Genomic DNA, 15504 nt, shown 5'->3' on the forward strand with positions numbered 1-15504 from the left:
GGTATTTTGCCTTTGGTGGCGATTACCCGCCGCGAAGGCGGAACGGCCCATCCGTGACGACGTAGCCCCTTGTAAGGCGCTCCTGCAAAACGCGGGCGGGCGCCCCCATCCGAAGGGGATTTTCATGTTCTACACTGACGGTAAACTTCAGTTTCCGGTACGCGTCGAGAAGCCGAACCCGCTCTTCGCCAAGGCGCTCCAGCAGGCGATCGGCGGCGTTGAAGGCGAAATCCGCGTCGCCATGCAGTACATGTTCCAGGCGTTCGGCGCCCGGGGCCCGGCCAAGTACCGCGACATGCTTCTGAATACGGCCACTGAGGAACTCGGCCACATCGAGATGCTGGCGACCGCGGTTGCGCTCAACCTCGAGAAGGCGCCGCTGTCGCTGCAGGAAGACGTTTCGGCGGATGTCGCCGGCGGCGCGGTGCTGAACGGCATGGACATGCGCCATATCCTGTCAGCGGGCCTTGCCGCGATGCCGGTAGATGCGAACGGCATTCCGTTCGACATGTCGCATGTCTACGCCTCGGGTAATATCGCCGCCGATATGTATGCCAATGTCACGGCGGAAAGCTCGGGCCGCGCCCTTGCGGTGCGCCTCTACAACATGACCGACGATCCCGGGATGAAGGAGATGCTCTCCTTCATGATCGCGCGGGACACGATGCACCAGCAGCAATGGCTGGCAGCCCTTGAGGATATGGGCGGCGAGACGGCAAACCTGCCGATCCCGAACTCCTTCCCGCAGTCGGAAGAGAACCAGAAATACTCCTACGCCTATTTCGGCCACATGGTCGACGGCTCCATCCCGGAAGGGCGCTGGACATCCGGACCTGCGATGGACGGCAAGGGCGAGTTCTCGGCCATGCAGTCCGAGGCGATGGGCGGCAAGCCTTCGCTTGCACCGGCCCGCCCGGACGGAGGAGCGCAGACCGGCCAAACCTCGAAGTCGGGCACCGAGGGCATCATCGGAAGGGTCGAAGGCGCGATCGAACGGAACTTTTAAGGCGGCGACGCCGAGCAAACGAAGACAAGGAGGCTTCCTATGAAAGCTTTATGCTGGCACGGAACCAACGACATACGTTGCGACACGGTCGACGACCCTTCGATCGAAGATGCGCGTGACGTGATCATCAAGGTCACGAGTTGCGCCATCTGCGGCTCGGACCTGCATCTGATGGACGGGCTCATGCCCGAAATGCACAGCGGCGACATTCTCGGGCACGAATTCATGGGCGAGGTGGTCGAGGTCGGCTCGCCTAACCATCCGCTGAAGAAGGGCGATCGCATCGTCGTCCCCTTCAACATCAACTGCGGCGAATGCCGCATGTGCAAGATGGGCCTCTACTCCTGCTGCCAGCGGTCGAACCGCAATGGCGACAAGGCGGCCGAGATGTTCGGCTACCCGATCGCCGGGCTGTTTGGCTACTCGCATATTCTCGGTGGCTACTCCGGCGGACAGGCCGAGTATGTCCGGGTGCCGATGGCCGACTTCGCACCGATCACGGTGCCGGAGGGGATGAGCGACGACGACGTTCTGTTTCTCACCGACATCTTCCCGACCGGCTACCAGGGCGCGGAACAATGTGACCTGAAGGGCGGCGAAACGGTTGCCGTGTGGGGCTGTGGCCCGGTTGGCTTCTTCGCGATCCAGTCGGCCAGGCTTCTGGGCGCCGAACGGGTGATTGCGATCGAGACGGTGCCGGAGCGTATCCAGCTTGCGCGACGGGCCGGGGCGACCGACATCATCGACTTCGAGAAGGAGGATGTCTTCGAACGGATTAGGGAGATCACCCGCGGCGAAGGCGCCGACGCGGTGATCGACTGCGTGGGCATGGAGGCCGATGCCGGCCATGGGCAAGGCGGCATCCTGTCGACCATCAAGGAGAAGGTCGCACCCGCCGAGCGGCAGTTCGCGCTGTCCCAGGCGATCCAGTCCGTGCGTCCCGGTGGCGTGGTGTCGATACCCGGTGTCTACGGTGGTCCGCTGTCGATCAATATGGGCCAGGTGGTCCAGAAAAGCCTGACGCTCCGCAGCGGACAGACGCATGTCAAACGCTACCTGGAGCCGCTGACGAAGCTGATCCGGGAGGGCAAGGTCGACATGACCTCTTTGATCAGCCACCGAAGCGCCGATCTGGCCGACGGTCCGGACCTCTACAAGGCGTTCAAGGAAAAGCGCGACGGCTGCACCAAGGTCGTCTTCAACCTCAGTTGAACGATGGGGGCGCCGGCAACGGCGCCCCCTCGGACGCTTGATACCGAACTGTCCGCAACGGCTCAGGCGATCCTGTTCAACACCGCCGCCACGATGGCCTCGGGCCGGTCTTCCTGCACGAGATGGCCGGCACCCGGTATCGGAATGCAGGGTCCATCCGAAATGAGGCCGGCCAGCGCCTCGCCCTGCGCAAGGGGGAGCCATGCATCCTCCTCGCCCCACAGCACCGTGACGGGGCAATCCATCCGCGCATAGGTTGCCTGAACCGCGTCCGTGAACGACTGATCCATCTGCGCGATCTGGCGGTAGAATGCCGGCTGCCCGACCGGACCCAACCAGGGCGCGCAGTAGATGTCCATTACTTCGCCCGCCAGCGGCAGATGCGCGGCCGTCTGGAGGTACGCTTCCAGCAAAGCGCGGTGCATATAGGTGGGCATGGTTGCGAAGGCGGTCTCATGCCGACGCACATGCTGCACGAAGGGCGAGCCCCAGGGCGCGAGAGCGACCGCGTCGAAGATCGTTAGCGAGGCATAGCGCAACCCATCGAGATAATATGCGCGCAAACTGGTGGCGCCGCCGAAATCATGCGCCAGCATGTCCGGACGATCCAATCCCCACTCGTGGAACAGGCTCGCCAGAACCAGGTTCTGAACGCCGAGGGAGACATCCTGCCCGTCACGCATGTCCGATTGGCCGTAACCCACCAGGTCGAAATAGTAGGTGGTGCGATGGGCGGCGAGATGCGGCACGATCCGCCGCCAGACCTGCGATGAAAAGGGCGTGCCATGGACGGCGACAAGGGGTGGCCCGCTACCCATCCGGCCCCATCGTACCGCGTTCCCGGTGATGAACGATGTATGTGGCAACGGTAGCGGAGCGCATGTCATGTCCGCACCGGGCCACCGAAGATCATTGCCAGCATCTGTTCAAGCCAGCGGCGGACGGGCGCATCGTAGATGGCACGGCCAGTGAAATGCGCACCGCGTGCCTGTGCGCCCGGCAGCGTCAACCGTTCATGACCATGCGTCGTCCAGCGATGCATCATCGCCAGCGTCAGCTCTGCATGGAACTGCACGCCGAAGGCCTTGCCGCCATAGCTGAAGGCCTGGTTGGGAAAGGTATCGCCCTCCGCCAGCAGACGGGCCCCCGCCGGCAGGTCGAACCCCTCCCGGTGCCACTGGTAGACCATGCCCGGCCAGTGCGGCAGCAGGCTGCGCCCCTCGAATGTCGAGCGCACCGGATAATATCCCACCTCGACCAGCCCGTCCGGATGCGGGCCGACCCTGGCACCAAGATGCTTGGCAAGCATCTGTGCGCCGAGGCAGATGCCGAGAAACGGCCTTTCCTCACGCAGGGGAACCGACATCCAGTCCACCTCCGCCCGCAAATGCGGCTCGGCGTCGTTGGCGCTGGGCGGACCGCCGAAAACGATGGCCCCGCGATGCTCGTCCAGCGTCGGTGGGAGAGCTTCTCCCATAACGGGGCGGCGGATATCGAGGCCGACGCCGGCCGCGTCCAGCAACTGCCCCACACGGCCCGGCGTCGAGGTTTCCTGATGCAGCACGACAAGGATGGGGCGTGGATCGTCGATCGCGTCCAACGCGTAACGCCGCTCGGCATCCGCCTCGATGCCGACCAGGCCGCGCGGTTCGCCGCCGTCAGCCATCGCCCTTGAGCCGCCCTGCGGCATAGTGCTTGGCTTCCATGCGCTGGCGGGTGGAGATGCCCAGAAGGTCAGAGATACGCCAGATAAGATTATCCTCCAGCTCGCCAAGCTGGCCATCCACAAGGCTGACCTCCCACAGAGCCCGCACGAAGCGCAGGCGGGAATCCTCGTCCAGATGACGCATCAGGACGCTGGTGAAGGCGAACAGGTCCACGGCCTCCTCGTCGGCCTCGCGCCCCGCCTCTATGATGCGGGATGCCTCGGCCGGTCCGATGGCGAACTTGTCGGCGATCAGCTCATGGATGCGGTCCGACTCGTCCGGGGTAACCACCCCGTCGGCGGCACAGAGATGGTAGAGCAGCGCAGCTATGGCCACACGGGGATCGTCGACGCCCGGCCGCGCGCGGTCCACCGGCATGGCGAACCCCTCCAGAAATTCCTTCAGGCGGTCGAGCATGTCTGCCTGCCGTCTCCATCACCGTGGATTCGATCCACAATACTGCAATGCAGCATCGCGTGTTCCCCCGGCGAAATCAATTGAACCGTGCTTCCTTGCGCGCTTCGTAAGTCTCGCCGTCCTTTGCCACAGCCGGCGGGGCATCCACATCGTTGGCGGCGGCCGGCTCCACGACAGGCCCGTCATCGACGGTCTCGACCGTTACCGGCCGTTGCTCGATTTCGTGGCGCGGCGGCAGGGGAACCTCTTCCAGCAACGCACCCTCCCCGGCCTCGGCCTCCATCGGCGCTTTCCATGTGAAGGCGTCGATCTTGCCCGTCACGGGCGAGAATGGCCGCCACTCGCGCGAGACGACGCCATCGGCCGTCCAGGCCGGATCTTTCGGCGCGCGCAGGGCCCTTTGCATATAGGCGCGCACGCGCCCTTCCGGGCCACCCTCGGCCTCTTCGATATCGGCGAGCAGCAGATAGACGCTTTCGCGGGGGGTTTTGGCGGCGACGGCTTCCGCCTCGGTCCGCGCCAGCGGATAATGCCGCGCCTCGAAGGCGGCATGCGCCACCGCAAGATGCGATTCCGGATGGTCGGGGTGGTAGCCGGCCAGGCGCTGCGCCCGCCGAAGGCGCTCTTCGGCGCTGTCGCCGGCATTCAGATGAACATAGGCAGCGGCCACATCGGGATGCGGCTCGGCCCGCCAGGAGGATTCCAGGATCTTCTGCGCCTTGCGGCTGTCTTCGAGGCGCACCAGCGCCTTTGCCGCGACCAGGGCCGCGGGGGTGAAATCGGGCTGCAGCTTCTGCGCCTCGCGCGCTGCGGTGCGCGCGGCTGCCGGGTCCGAATCCGACAGGGCGATGGCCTTGCCCGTCAGAAGGACGGCGCGCTGGCGATGGCTTTCCGACCGCTCGATCAACCGCGAATTGCGTTGCGCCTCCAATATGGCGAGCGCCCCGTCATAATCCCCTTCCGCAGCCTTCAGCTCCAGCACTGCGTTACCCGCCCATGGCACATGCGGCGCAATGCGCACCGCCTGCTCGGCGTAGTGGCGCGCGGCCGTCATGTCGCTTGCGCGTTCCGCCTCCAGGTACAGGCCGCGCAGCGCCAGAAGCCGCGTGTCGGAATCGCTTTCCATGGTTTCGAACACGCGCCGGGCGCGGGCATGGTCGCCCTCGATCATCGCGGTCTGCGCGTCGAGAAAGCGCAGCAACGGTTCCTTTTCAGCGGACAGGAGCTTCTGCCCCTGCCGTTCCATGCGGCGCGCCGTTACGGCATCGCCCGCGCCGGCGGCCAGGATGCCGTTGGACAGGGCGCGGTAGCCACGGTCGCGGCGGCGCATATCGAAGAAGCGGCCGATCCTGTCCGGCGCGCCGAAGAGCGCCTGGAACAGCCAGAACAGAAGCACGGCGCCCAGTACCACCAGGCCCAGCGCGATGACGAGCACCATGAAGCTGGTGCGCAGCTCCTGCCCCTGCCAGACGATGCTGACCGTGCCGGGATTATCGGCAAGCCAGGCGAAGCCGAGGCCGGCGGCAAGGACAAGAAGAAAAAACGCGAGAATACGCAGCATATCTTGGCCTCACTCCGCCGTCGGGGTGGTTGCGTTCAGGGCATTGGTCAAAGCGCCATCGACCAGCTCGCCGGCCTGCAGGCGCGCCTCGACCCTGGCGGCAAAATCGGCGCTCGCCTGTTGTGCGGGTTCCGGCAGGGTCTGGCGCTCGGACAGGAACGTGGACAGATCGCCCTGCCGCAGGGCCGAATCCATGCGCGCCACCGCGCCTTCCGGGCCCTCTGCCGTCTCGCTGGCCGCACCCTCGGGACGCACCGTGACGAGCGAGCGGAGCCCGGCCATGAACTGGTCTCCAACCGGCGCGTTCGCCGTTTCCGGACGAACCGCCAGAAGCAAAGTCCGCTCCAGCTCCGGCCAGTCGGCCTGTAGCTGCGCCAAGGTCGTCACGCCGCTGGCGGCACTGTCGCGCAGGGCGTCCACCGCCTCGCCGCCGCCGCTGGCCTGCGCATAGGCTTCCAGCTCCGGCATGAAGCCGCCGCCCCGGTCGATCGCTGCCTTCAACGCGGCGGCGGACAAAGCGATGGCGGCGTTGCGGTTGGCCGATTCGATGGCATCGACGCGGCTGCCGATGGACGCCACCTGCTGCCCGGCCTGTTGCGCATCGCCGCGCGCAGCGGTTGACGCCTCATTGGCGCTGTTGGCCGTGTCGGCTGCACTGGTAGCGGCCTGTTGCGCCGCATCGGCCGCCTGGCGCACCTGATCGATCTGCGAGCGGACATCGTCGAGCGCGGTCGCGAGATCGCCCGAAGCGGACGTGCCGCTTTGCAACGTCCGCTCCGCCGCCGCGACGCGATCCGACAGAGCCGAGAAATCCGTTGCCGACACAGGCGAGGTCGTCGCACCGCCGGCGGCCTGGGCGGACTGGATCTGCTCCACCACCTCGCGCATGGCGGAGACGTCTCCGGACAGGCGCTGGACCTCTCCGGCCGAGGCATACTGCGATGCTGCGGGCTGGGCCACGGGCAGCCCCGGCAGGAGGCCGCCATAAAGCAGGATACCGCCACCGACGAGCGCGATCACCGCCCCGCCGACGGCTGCCCCGACGAGGGAGCCGGTCGTGGGCGGCGCGGGATGGATTTCCGGCTCGGCATAGGGGGCGGCTTCGGGCGCGGCGGCGGCATTCGGCGCAGCGGCCGACAGCACCGTCTCGTCATCCTCGAATTCGGAAAGGTCGGCCTCGGACAGGGGCCGGGTGAAGCCTTCCTCGGCGGCAAAGGCGTCGGTAGCGCTGTCCGGGTGCGCGTCGGCGGCCGTATCCGCCTTGGCCGCAGCCGCGCTTTCGGGCTTTGGCGTCGCACGGGACCGGTCCTGCGATGCCGCCTGCTCGGCCACGCCGTCCCCGGCGGTGGCCGAGGGCTGCTGGCTGGGCGCCGGCAGCCGGCTTTCGGGCTTGGGCGCAGGCTGCGACGCTGGCGTAGGCTCCGAGGCAGATGCAGTGCCTGGCTCCGGCGCAGCGCCTGGCGCAGAAGCCGGTTCTGGCAGTGGCTCTCCGGCCGGATCCGGCCCTTCGACCTGCGGTGCACCTTCGGCGGGGATTTTGCCCTCCGCCGTCAGGTCGATGGTCTTGGGGGCGGTCGTGTCGCTCGCCTTCGACCGCCGCGGACGATTCGCCATGCGCTTGCTCCGTTCCCTTGTCGGACCGGCTGCCGCCGGCCCCAAATCTCGATTCTCGGTCAAGGGTCGGCATCGACCCCTGCGCCGTCAACCCGGCACGCCATCGGGGCCGGGCATTCGCGTTCCTGCATGTAGCGCCGTCACGGCAGAGTGCAACGATACCGAAGCATCGCATCGATCAGGCTGTCCATGGCCGGTATGGGAGAAACGATGCAATTGTGCCGAAGGCTGGGCAGAACCGCCGCCGCGATGCGCTCCGACAGACAGAAAAGCGGCCCTGCGCCCACCACATCGCCAAACCGGGCGTGAAGCTGCCCATAGGCTTCGGCCTGCCCGGCAGACAGAAGCATCACGCAATCCGCCGGCCAATCGCCCAGCGCGGCTTCCACCTCTTCCGGCGAGGGCTGACGGCTGACGACGCGGTAGACATCCGCCGTGGTGAAGCTCAGCCCGGCCCGTGCCAAAGCCGTTTCCAGATCGGGGCGGCGGGGCAGACCGGCTGCATAAAGGATGCGCCGCCCTGCGGCCCACTTGGTCAGCAGGCCGGCCAGCGAGGCGGCATCGCCGTCTGCCGCCGTGACATCGTCATAGCCGAATCGCTTTGCTGCGGCTGCGGTGGCAGGCCCGACGGCGAAAAGCGCGCGCCCGTCTGGAGGGTAATGGCGTTGCAGCCATGGCAAAGCGTGGGCGCTCGTTACTGCCAGGATGCCGAAGCCATCGGAATCGAGCCTCGGTGACAGCATCTCCACCGTTTCCAGAGGCAACAGAAGCGGCGTCAGCCCATGCGCGCGCAGCTCCGTGGCAGTGTCCGCCGCACGCGTTACCTCGCGTAGCAGCAGAACCCGCATCAACCGCCCCAGCCGGTGAAGAAATCGGGGCCGGCGCGGTCCAGCAGCGCGGCGCCGAGCGCGTCGCCAAGCAGCGCCGCCTCGGCCGCCGGCCCTGCCAACCGGTCCTCGAACATGCGCGTGCCGTCCGGCGTCAGGATCATGCCATGGAGGCTTAGCCCGTCGCCCTCCAACTGCGCCAAAGCCGCAATGGGCGTGCGGCAGGAGCCGTCCAGCCGCCGCAGGAAGGCGCGCTCCGCCGTCAAAGCCGCATGCGTCGGTGCGTGGTCGAGCGGCGCGATGAGGCGCTCTATCCGCTCGTCCGCGATACGGCACTCGATGCAGATTGCGCCCTGCCCCGGCGCCGGCGGGAACGTTTCCGGGTCCAGAACCTGTGTAGCCACATCCGCCATGCCGAGGCGATTGAGCCCGGCCATGGCCAGAAGCGTGCCATCGGCCGCGCCATTTTCCAGCTTCGCCAGACGCGTCTGCACATTGCCACGGAAGATGATGACGTCGAGATCGGGCCGCATGCGGCGGATCAAGGCCTGCCGCCGCAGCGAGGCCGAGCCGACCACCGCACCGGGCGGCAGTTCCTGCAGGCTCGGCGCAAGCCGCCCGATGAAGACATCGCGCACGTCCTCCCGCTGCAGGTAGGCCCCGATGTGGAGCCCGTGCGGCAGCGTCGTCGCCATATCCTTGGAAGAGTGGACGGCGATGTCCAGCCTGCCGTCGCTGAGACCATCCTCGATCTCCTGCGTGAACAGGCCCTTGCCCCCCACTTCGGACAGCGCCCTGTCCTGGATGCGGTCGCCGGCGGTGGACATGATCTCGATGGAGAAGGCATCCTGCGGCAGCGCATGGGCCTTCATGAGCCGGGCACGGACCTCCTGCGCCTGCGCCAGGGCCAGCTTGCTGCCACGCGTACCGATGCGGATGGGATAAGCCTCTGTCATGCGGCCCGGAATGCCGCACCTTGCCTGCCGAATGCAAGCAAAATGGCGGCCGGCCCATCGGTGCTTCGCGCAGCGGTGGCGCTTTGCGCTGCAAGACGCTATGTCGGCAACTGACCAAAAGGGATCGTTTCATTGCCGCATGCTGCCGCATCACCCGGGATAACCGGCCACACCGCCCGCGCGGCCGGTGGGCGCTGGGTGCTGGGTATCGAGACGAGCTGCGACGAAACGGCCGCCAGCATAACCGGCCGCGATGCCGACGGCGCCTGCCGCATCCTGTCCAACGTCGTCTACAGCCAGGTGGACGACCATGCCGCCTATGGCGGCGTCGTGCCGGAGATCGCCGCGCGCGCCCATGTGGAGGCGATCGACGGCATCGTGCGGGCGGCGCTGGCCGAGGCCGGGCTCAGGCTCGGTGACGTCAGCGCGGTGGCAGCCACCACGGGCCCCGGGCTGATCGGCGGGCTGATCGTGGGCGCCATGACGGGGCGCTCCATCGCTGCCGCTGCGGGCCTGCCCTTCATCGGCATCAACCATCTGGAAGGCCATGCGCTGACGCCGCGCCTGACCGATGGCCTGTCCTATCCCTATCTCCTGCTGCTGGTATCCGGCGGCCACACGCAGATTTTGCTGGTGCGCGGCCTCGGCGCCTATGAGCGGTGGGGCACCACCATCGACGACGCGCTCGGCGAAGCCTTCGACAAGACGGCCAAGCTGCTCGGCCTGCCGCATCCCGGCGGCCCCGCAGTGGAAAGAATGGCACTTCAAGGCGATGCTGCGCGCTTCCGCCTGCCGCGCCCAATGAAGGGCGAAAGCCGGCTCGATTTCAGCTTTTCCGGCCTCAAGACGGCGTTGCGCCTTGCGGCGGAAGCGGCAAGCCCCCTGTCCGACGGTGACGTCGCGGATCTGTGCGCCGGCTTCCAGCAGGCGGCGGCCGAAAGCCTGGGCGACCGGGTGGAGCGTGCACTGGCCCGTTTCCGAGCGGAATGGCCAGGCCTCGCCGACCCCGTGCTGGCGGTCGCGGGGGGCGTCGCGGCCAATGGCGCCATCCGCGCCGTACTGGACGCGGCCGCGCGGCGCCACGGAGTGCGGCTCGTTGCGCCGCCACCGGCGCTGTGCACCGACAATGCCGCGATGATCGCCTATGCCGGGCTGGAGCGGATCGAGGCCGGCCTTTCGGGCGATACGGGGGCCATCCGGCCGCGCTGGCCGCTGGACAAGGACGCCGCGCCCGTGCTGGGCTTCGGCAAGAGGGGAGCGAAGGCATGACGGAACGCCGGAGGATCGCGGTGATCGGCGGAGGAGCGTGGGGTACCGCGCTGGCTACCGTTGCGTCCCGCAACGGGCACGACGTGACGCTGTATGCCCGCGAGCGGCAGACGGTGGACGCCGTCAACGAGACGCATGAAAACCCGGCCTACCTGCCGGGGGTTGGACTGCCGGTGGAATTGACCGCAACGGACAACCTCGAAAGCGCCTTCGACGGCGCCGAGATGGCCCTGATCGTCGTACCGGCCCAGACGCTACGCATCCTGGCGCGGGAGTTGAAGTCCTTCCTGCCGGCCGGGCTGCCGCTGGTTTTGTGCAGCAAGGGCATCGAAAAGAGCACCGGGCGCTTTGCCTCGCAGGTCGTGGCCGACGAACTGCCCGACCAGCCGCTTGCGGTGCTGTCCGGCCCCAGCTTCGCGCATGACGTTGCGCGCGGCCTACCCACCGCGGTCACGCTGGCCGCCGAGGACGTGGACCTGTCCGACAGGCTTGCCGCGGTGCTGTCGGGCGATACGCTGCGCATCTATGCCTCCAGCGACATCGTCGGCGTCGAGGCCGGCGGCGCCCTGAAGAACGTGCTTGCGCTGGCGGCGGGCGCCATTGCCGGACGGCACATGGGGCCGTCCGCCGGGGCAGCCATCATCACACGCGGCTTCGTGGAACTGCGCCGCCTTGGCGAGGCGCTCGGCGCGCGGACCGAAACGCTGATGGGCCTGTCCGGCCTCGGCGACCTCGTCCTGACCTGCTCCAGCGACCAGTCGCGCAATTTCGCCTATGGCGCCGCCCTCGGGCGCGGCGAGGATCTGACCACGCTGAAGCTGGCGGAGGGGGTCCATTCCGCCAGCATCGCGGCGCGGCTTGCCCGCCAGCACGGCATCGAGGCCCCCATCATCCAGACCGTCGCCGACGTGCTGGAAGGGTCGGTCTCGCTGGACGACGCCATCCGGGCGCTTCTGTCGCGCCCCCTGAAGCGCGAGACGGACTGACAGTTCAAAACCGAAAGAGGATCGATCATGCTTTATGCCCTGCTCTGTGAAGACCGCCCGGATGCCGGCAACCTGCGGGCCGAAACGCGGGCCGCGCATCTGGAGTATCTCAAGGGCCTCGGCCCGGTGCTGAAGTTCGCCGGCCCCTTCCTGGCCGAAGAGAAGCCGAACGGCAGCCTCGTCGTGGTGGAAGCGGCCAGCCACGACGAAGCGCGCAGCATCGCCGATGCCGATCCCTATGCCAAAGCCGGCCTGTTTTCGGGCGTCACCATCCGCCGCTGGAACTGGTCGGTGAACAATCCGGAGCAGCAGTGATGGCCTTCTGGCTGTTCAAGTCAGAGCCGTTCAAATGGTCGTTCGAGATGCAGAAGGCGAAGGGCGACAAGGGGCAGGAATGGGATGGCGTGCGCAACTACCAGGCGCGCAACTTCATGCGTGAGATGAAGGTGGGGGAGCGCGGCTTCTTCTACCATTCCAACGAAGGCAAGGCCGTCGTCGGCATCGTCGAGGTGGTGGCCGAGGCGCATCCCGATTCCACCACCGACGATGCCCGCTGGGAGTGCGTCGACCTGAAGGCCGTCATGGACATGCCGCGCCCGGTGACGCTGGATGAAATCAAGGAAGAGCCGAAGCTGAAGGACATGGTCCTCGTAACCAACTCCCGGCTGTCGGTGCAGCCGGTCGGCAAGGCCGAGTTCGAGGCGATCTGCCGGATGGGCGGCCTCGACCCGGCCAAGGCCATGTCGGCCTGAAACGACGTCGCCCCGGCCTTTTGCGGACCGGGGCGAGGCTTATTCTACGACAGGAAGCCGAAGAGCCAGAGAATGATGATGATCGGGATGGGAATTCCGATCAACCACAGCAAACCACCCTTCATCATAACTCATTCTCCTCGTATGGATGCGTCATGCGGAAAAGTGCCGGAACGAGGTTCGGGTTCCAATGATCACGCCCTATTCGCCTGATCGTGCACGGCGCTTCATCGAGGCCAACACGGCAGTTGCGTCTCCGCCGCACGTGCCGGAGCTGCGCCTGCACCTTGCCGACGATGCGCATGCGTTGTGGCACTCGACCGAGGAAGAGCTGGCGGCCATGGGGCTGCCGCCGCCCTTCTGGGCCTTCGCGTGGGCCGGCGGGCAGGGCCTGGCCCGCTACATCCTCGACAATCGTGCAGAGGTGGCGGGGCGCAGGATCGTCGATTTTGCCAGCGGCTCCGGCCTCGTCGCCATCGCTGCCATGAAAGCCGGCGCCGCGCATGCCACGGCGGTCGATATCGACCCGTTCGCCGAGGCCGCCATCGGCCTCAACACGCGGCTGAACAAGGTTGCCGCGGAGTGCGTCTCGCGGAATGTCGTCGGAAGCAGCCTCGATGCGGATTGCCTGCTGGCGGGCGACGTCTTCTATGACAAGGGCTTCGCCGACGCGATCATACCCTGGTTCGATACCCTGCTGCGGCAGGGTATCGACATCCTCGTCGGCGATCCCGGGCGCGCCTACCTGCCCCGGGACAGGCTCCGCCACCTCGCCACCTACCGCGTGCCGGTGACGCGGGCGCTGGAGGATGCGGAGGTCAAGCGCGTCGACATATACCGCTATGCGGGCTGAGGCGCCCCCGCCTTGAAAATGCGCACCGGTACGCTCTTGGCGGCCGGCACGTGGCTTTCCGTCGCGTGGTGCCATAGCGGGATCAGGCAGTTCAACTCCGGATAATATCCGGCGACATCACCCTGCGGCACGTCAAAGGCATGAACGCGCAGATTGCCGACGCGCCGCTCCACCCCGTCGTCGGCGTGGGTTTGCAGGGTCACGAAATCCTGGTCGTTCAGCGCCAGCCGCTCCATGTCGGACCGGTTCATGAGGATGACGCGGCGCGTGCCGCTGATGCCGCGCAGGCGGTCGTCCATGCCGTAGACCGTGGTGTTGAACTGGTCGTTGGAGCGCACGGTCATCAGGTTGAAGACGTCGTATCCTGTCGTATCGATGTTCGGGTCCACGTCCAGCGTTTCCGGCACATAGAAATTGGCCTTGCCGGTTTCGGTGTTCCATTCCCGGCGGCACGCGGCGATGTCCCGGTGGAAGCCGCCCGGCTGCCGGAACCGGGCGTTGAAATCGTGGAAATCCTTCGGATAGGCGCGTGCGATCTCGTCGCGGACGATTCCGTAATCCGCAACCCATCCGTCCCAGTCGATGCTGCTTCGGCCTGGCACCGTCGCCTTGGCCAGCTCGGCCACGATCTTCGGCTCGGAAAGAAGCACCGGCGAAGCCGGCGGGCGACGTCCGAAGGACGCGTGGACGCAGGCGGTCGAATCCTCCACCGACACGGTCTGGTCGCCGCTTGCCTGGGTGTCGCGCTCGATCCGACCCAGGCATGGCAGGAGATAGGTGACCTCTCCCGGCAGCAGATGGTTCCGGTTCAGCTTGGTGGCGATCTGCACATGCAGCCGCAGGCCGCGCCATTTTTCCTCCACCAGGGCCGTTTCCGGCACCGCGCGCGAGAAGTTTCCGCCGAGGCCGATAAAGGCCTTAACGCTACCGTCGATGATGCCCTCGCAGGCTCCGATCGTATCCAGCCCCTTGTCCCGTGGCGGCTCGAAGCCATAAAATTCCGCGAACGCGTCCAGCGGCGCCAGCTCCGGTTTTTCCGTCATGCCCACGGTCCGCTGTCCCTGCACGTTGGAATGGCCGCGAATGGGCGATATGCCCGCCCCCGGCTTGCCAATCTGCCCGCGCATCAACAGAAGGTTGGCCAGCATCCGCACATTGCCGACACCGTGCCGGTGCTGCGTCAGCCCCATGCCGTAATTGGCGATGACGCGCTCGGCCCGGGCGTACCGGCGCGCGACATCTTCCAGCGCATCCTGCGCAAGTCCGGAGCGGCTGGTGATCTCGTCCCAGCCGGTGGCGCGCACGAACGCCTCGAAGGCTTCGAAGCCATGGCCGTGCTGTGCGATGAAGGCGCGGTCCACGGCCTTAGCCCCGGCTTCGCCGCCGGCGTCCTCGATGGCGAAGAGCGCCTTGGCGATGCCCGTCATGGCGGCCATGTCGCCGCCGCCCCGGAGCTGGAGATAGTCCGAGCTCATGCGGGTGCCTTCGCCGGGCGACAGCATCTCCGCCGGGGATTGCGGGTTCTTGAAGCGGATGAGGCCGCGTTCCAGCAGCGGGTTGAAGGCGATCACCGGCACCCCGCGCTTGCGCGCTTCCTGGATCGGGTGCAGCAAACGCGGTGCGTTGGTGCCGGTATTATGGCCGAAGAAGAAGATCATGTCGGCCTTTTCGAAATCCTCGATGGTCACGGTACCGACCGGTGATCCGATGGATTTCGGCAGGCCCACCGACGTGGATTCGTGGCACATGTTGGACGAGTCCGGCAGGTTCTGCGAGCCGTAGACACGCGCGAAAAGCTGGTACATGTAGGTGGCTTCCAGCGAAGCCCGGCCCGACGCGTAGAAAACGACCGACCGTGGGTCCAGCGCCGCCAGTTCCCGCCCGATGGCGGTGAAGGCGTCTTCCCAGCTGACAGGTACATACTGGTCCAGCGAGGCGTCGTAGCGCAGCGGGTGAGTCAGCCGGCCCTGGCGCTCCAGATCGTGATCGGACCAGTCCCGCAGGGCGCTGACCCTGTGGCTGGCGAAAAAGTCCCGGTCGGTGCGGTGATGGGTCTGCTCCCAGATCGTCGCCTTTGCGCCGTTCTCGCAAAATTCGAATCGGTGGGGCGTCGCGGGTTTTGCCCAGGAGCAGGAAACGCAGGCGAAGCCGGTCGGCTTGTTCTGGCGATAGAGGCTTGCCCACAAGGCCGGGCTGCTTATGCCCTCGCGCGCGCTGTAGTTCGCCAGAGACCCGACCGAGCCCCAGCCGCCTGTGGGGCTGTCGTACTGCTCGACCTCGACCTTGTCGGCTTTGCGTTGACCGTCCATCGTTTCTTACCCCGCAATGCGTGTCGCCTTAGACAG

15 protein-coding genes are annotated in these 15504 nt (G+C 66.8%); 7 read left to right on the forward strand and 8 right to left on the reverse strand.

From position 1 onward, the window contains the following. Window positions 1-124 precede the first annotated feature (124 nt). Together AUL31_RS10260 and AUL31_RS10265 are read left to right on the forward strand one after the other, a co-directional pair. Entirely contained in the window at window positions 125-1006 is an 882-nt protein-coding gene (locus tag AUL31_RS10260; RefSeq protein ID WP_060605572.1) for a manganese catalase family protein, read from the forward strand. 39 nt (window positions 1007-1045) lie between these two features. Beyond that, window positions 1046-2218: a zinc-dependent alcohol dehydrogenase gene (locus AUL31_RS10265; RefSeq protein WP_060605575.1), complete on the forward strand. Its 1173-nt coding sequence runs from the start codon at window positions 1046-1048 to the stop codon at window positions 2216-2218. A 62-nt stretch (window positions 2219-2280) separates the two neighbouring features. Here AUL31_RS10265 and AUL31_RS10270 read toward each other — a convergent pair whose 3' ends face one another. The 7 genes from AUL31_RS10270 to hemC all read right to left on the reverse strand — a co-directional run bounded on the left by AUL31_RS10270 (window position 2281) and on the right by hemC (window position 9299). After that, entirely contained in the window at window positions 2281-3036 is a 756-nt protein-coding gene (locus AUL31_RS10270) for an alpha/beta fold hydrolase (protein WP_244489374.1), read from the reverse strand. A gap of 65 nt (window positions 3037-3101) precedes the next feature. Then, on the reverse strand, window positions 3102-3884 hold the full coding sequence (locus tag AUL31_RS10275; protein ID WP_082646897.1) for a glutamine amidotransferase: 783 nt from the start codon (window positions 3882-3884) through the stop codon (window positions 3102-3104). Next, entirely contained in the window at window positions 3877-4341 is a 465-nt protein-coding gene (locus tag AUL31_RS10280) for a tellurite resistance TerB family protein (RefSeq protein ID WP_060605581.1), read from the reverse strand. Before AUL31_RS10280 ends, AUL31_RS10275 begins: the two co-directional genes overlap by 8 nt. A 76-nt stretch (window positions 4342-4417) precedes the next feature. Next, window positions 4418-5902: a heme biosynthesis protein HemY gene (locus AUL31_RS10285; protein WP_060605584.1), complete on the reverse strand. Its 1485-nt coding sequence runs from the start codon at window positions 5900-5902 to the stop codon at window positions 4418-4420. Window positions 5903-5911: 9 nt separating this feature from the next. Continuing rightward, entirely contained in the window at window positions 5912-7516 is a 1605-nt protein-coding gene (locus AUL31_RS10290) for a COG4223 family protein (RefSeq protein ID WP_060605586.1), read from the reverse strand. 140 nt (window positions 7517-7656) lie between these two features. Continuing rightward, complete coding sequence (locus tag AUL31_RS10295; RefSeq protein ID WP_060605588.1) at window positions 7657-8364, reverse strand: uroporphyrinogen-III synthase; 708 nt, start codon at window positions 8362-8364, stop codon at window positions 7657-7659. Next, complete coding sequence (gene hemC / locus AUL31_RS10300) at window positions 8364-9299, reverse strand: hydroxymethylbilane synthase (protein ID WP_060605591.1); 936 nt, start codon at window positions 9297-9299, stop codon at window positions 8364-8366. Before hemC ends, AUL31_RS10295 begins: the two co-directional genes overlap by 1 nt. Before the next feature lie 198 nt (window positions 9300-9497). Here hemC and tsaD point away from each other — a divergent pair, with 198 nt between their 5' ends. The 5 genes from tsaD to AUL31_RS10325 all read left to right on the forward strand — a co-directional run bounded on the left by tsaD (window position 9498) and on the right by AUL31_RS10325 (window position 13159). Next, window positions 9498-10568, forward strand: a complete 1071-nt coding sequence (gene tsaD / locus AUL31_RS10305) for a tRNA (adenosine(37)-N6)-threonylcarbamoyltransferase complex transferase subunit TsaD (protein WP_060606058.1) — start codon at window positions 9498-9500, stop codon at window positions 10566-10568. Then, on the forward strand, window positions 10565-11554 hold the full coding sequence (locus AUL31_RS10310) for an NAD(P)H-dependent glycerol-3-phosphate dehydrogenase (RefSeq protein ID WP_060605594.1): 990 nt from the start codon (window positions 10565-10567) through the stop codon (window positions 11552-11554). Before tsaD ends, AUL31_RS10310 begins: the two co-directional genes overlap by 4 nt. A gap of 27 nt (window positions 11555-11581) precedes the next feature. Next, complete coding sequence (locus AUL31_RS10315) at window positions 11582-11869, forward strand: YciI family protein (protein ID WP_060605598.1); 288 nt, start codon at window positions 11582-11584, stop codon at window positions 11867-11869. Beyond that, on the forward strand, window positions 11869-12306 hold the full coding sequence (locus AUL31_RS10320; RefSeq protein ID WP_060605602.1) for an EVE domain-containing protein: 438 nt from the start codon (window positions 11869-11871) through the stop codon (window positions 12304-12306). Before AUL31_RS10315 ends, AUL31_RS10320 begins: the two co-directional genes overlap by 1 nt. Before the next feature lie 190 nt (window positions 12307-12496). After that, window positions 12497-13159, forward strand: coding sequence for a class I SAM-dependent methyltransferase (locus tag AUL31_RS10325; RefSeq protein ID WP_060605606.1), 663 nt, complete (start codon window positions 12497-12499; stop codon window positions 13157-13159). On the opposite strand, the gene AUL31_RS10330 is transcribed toward AUL31_RS10325, so the two are convergent. Further along, a complete protein-coding gene (locus tag AUL31_RS10330; protein WP_060605610.1) occupies window positions 13147-15468 on the reverse strand; it encodes an FdhF/YdeP family oxidoreductase in 2322 nt (773 codons plus the stop codon). The genes AUL31_RS10325 and AUL31_RS10330 overlap by 13 nt on opposite strands. Window positions 15469-15504: the final 36 nt, after the last annotated feature.

The organism is Aureimonas altamirensis (assembly GCF_001463885.1).
GTDB lineage: Bacteria > Pseudomonadota > Alphaproteobacteria > Rhizobiales > Rhizobiaceae > Aureimonas > Aureimonas altamirensis.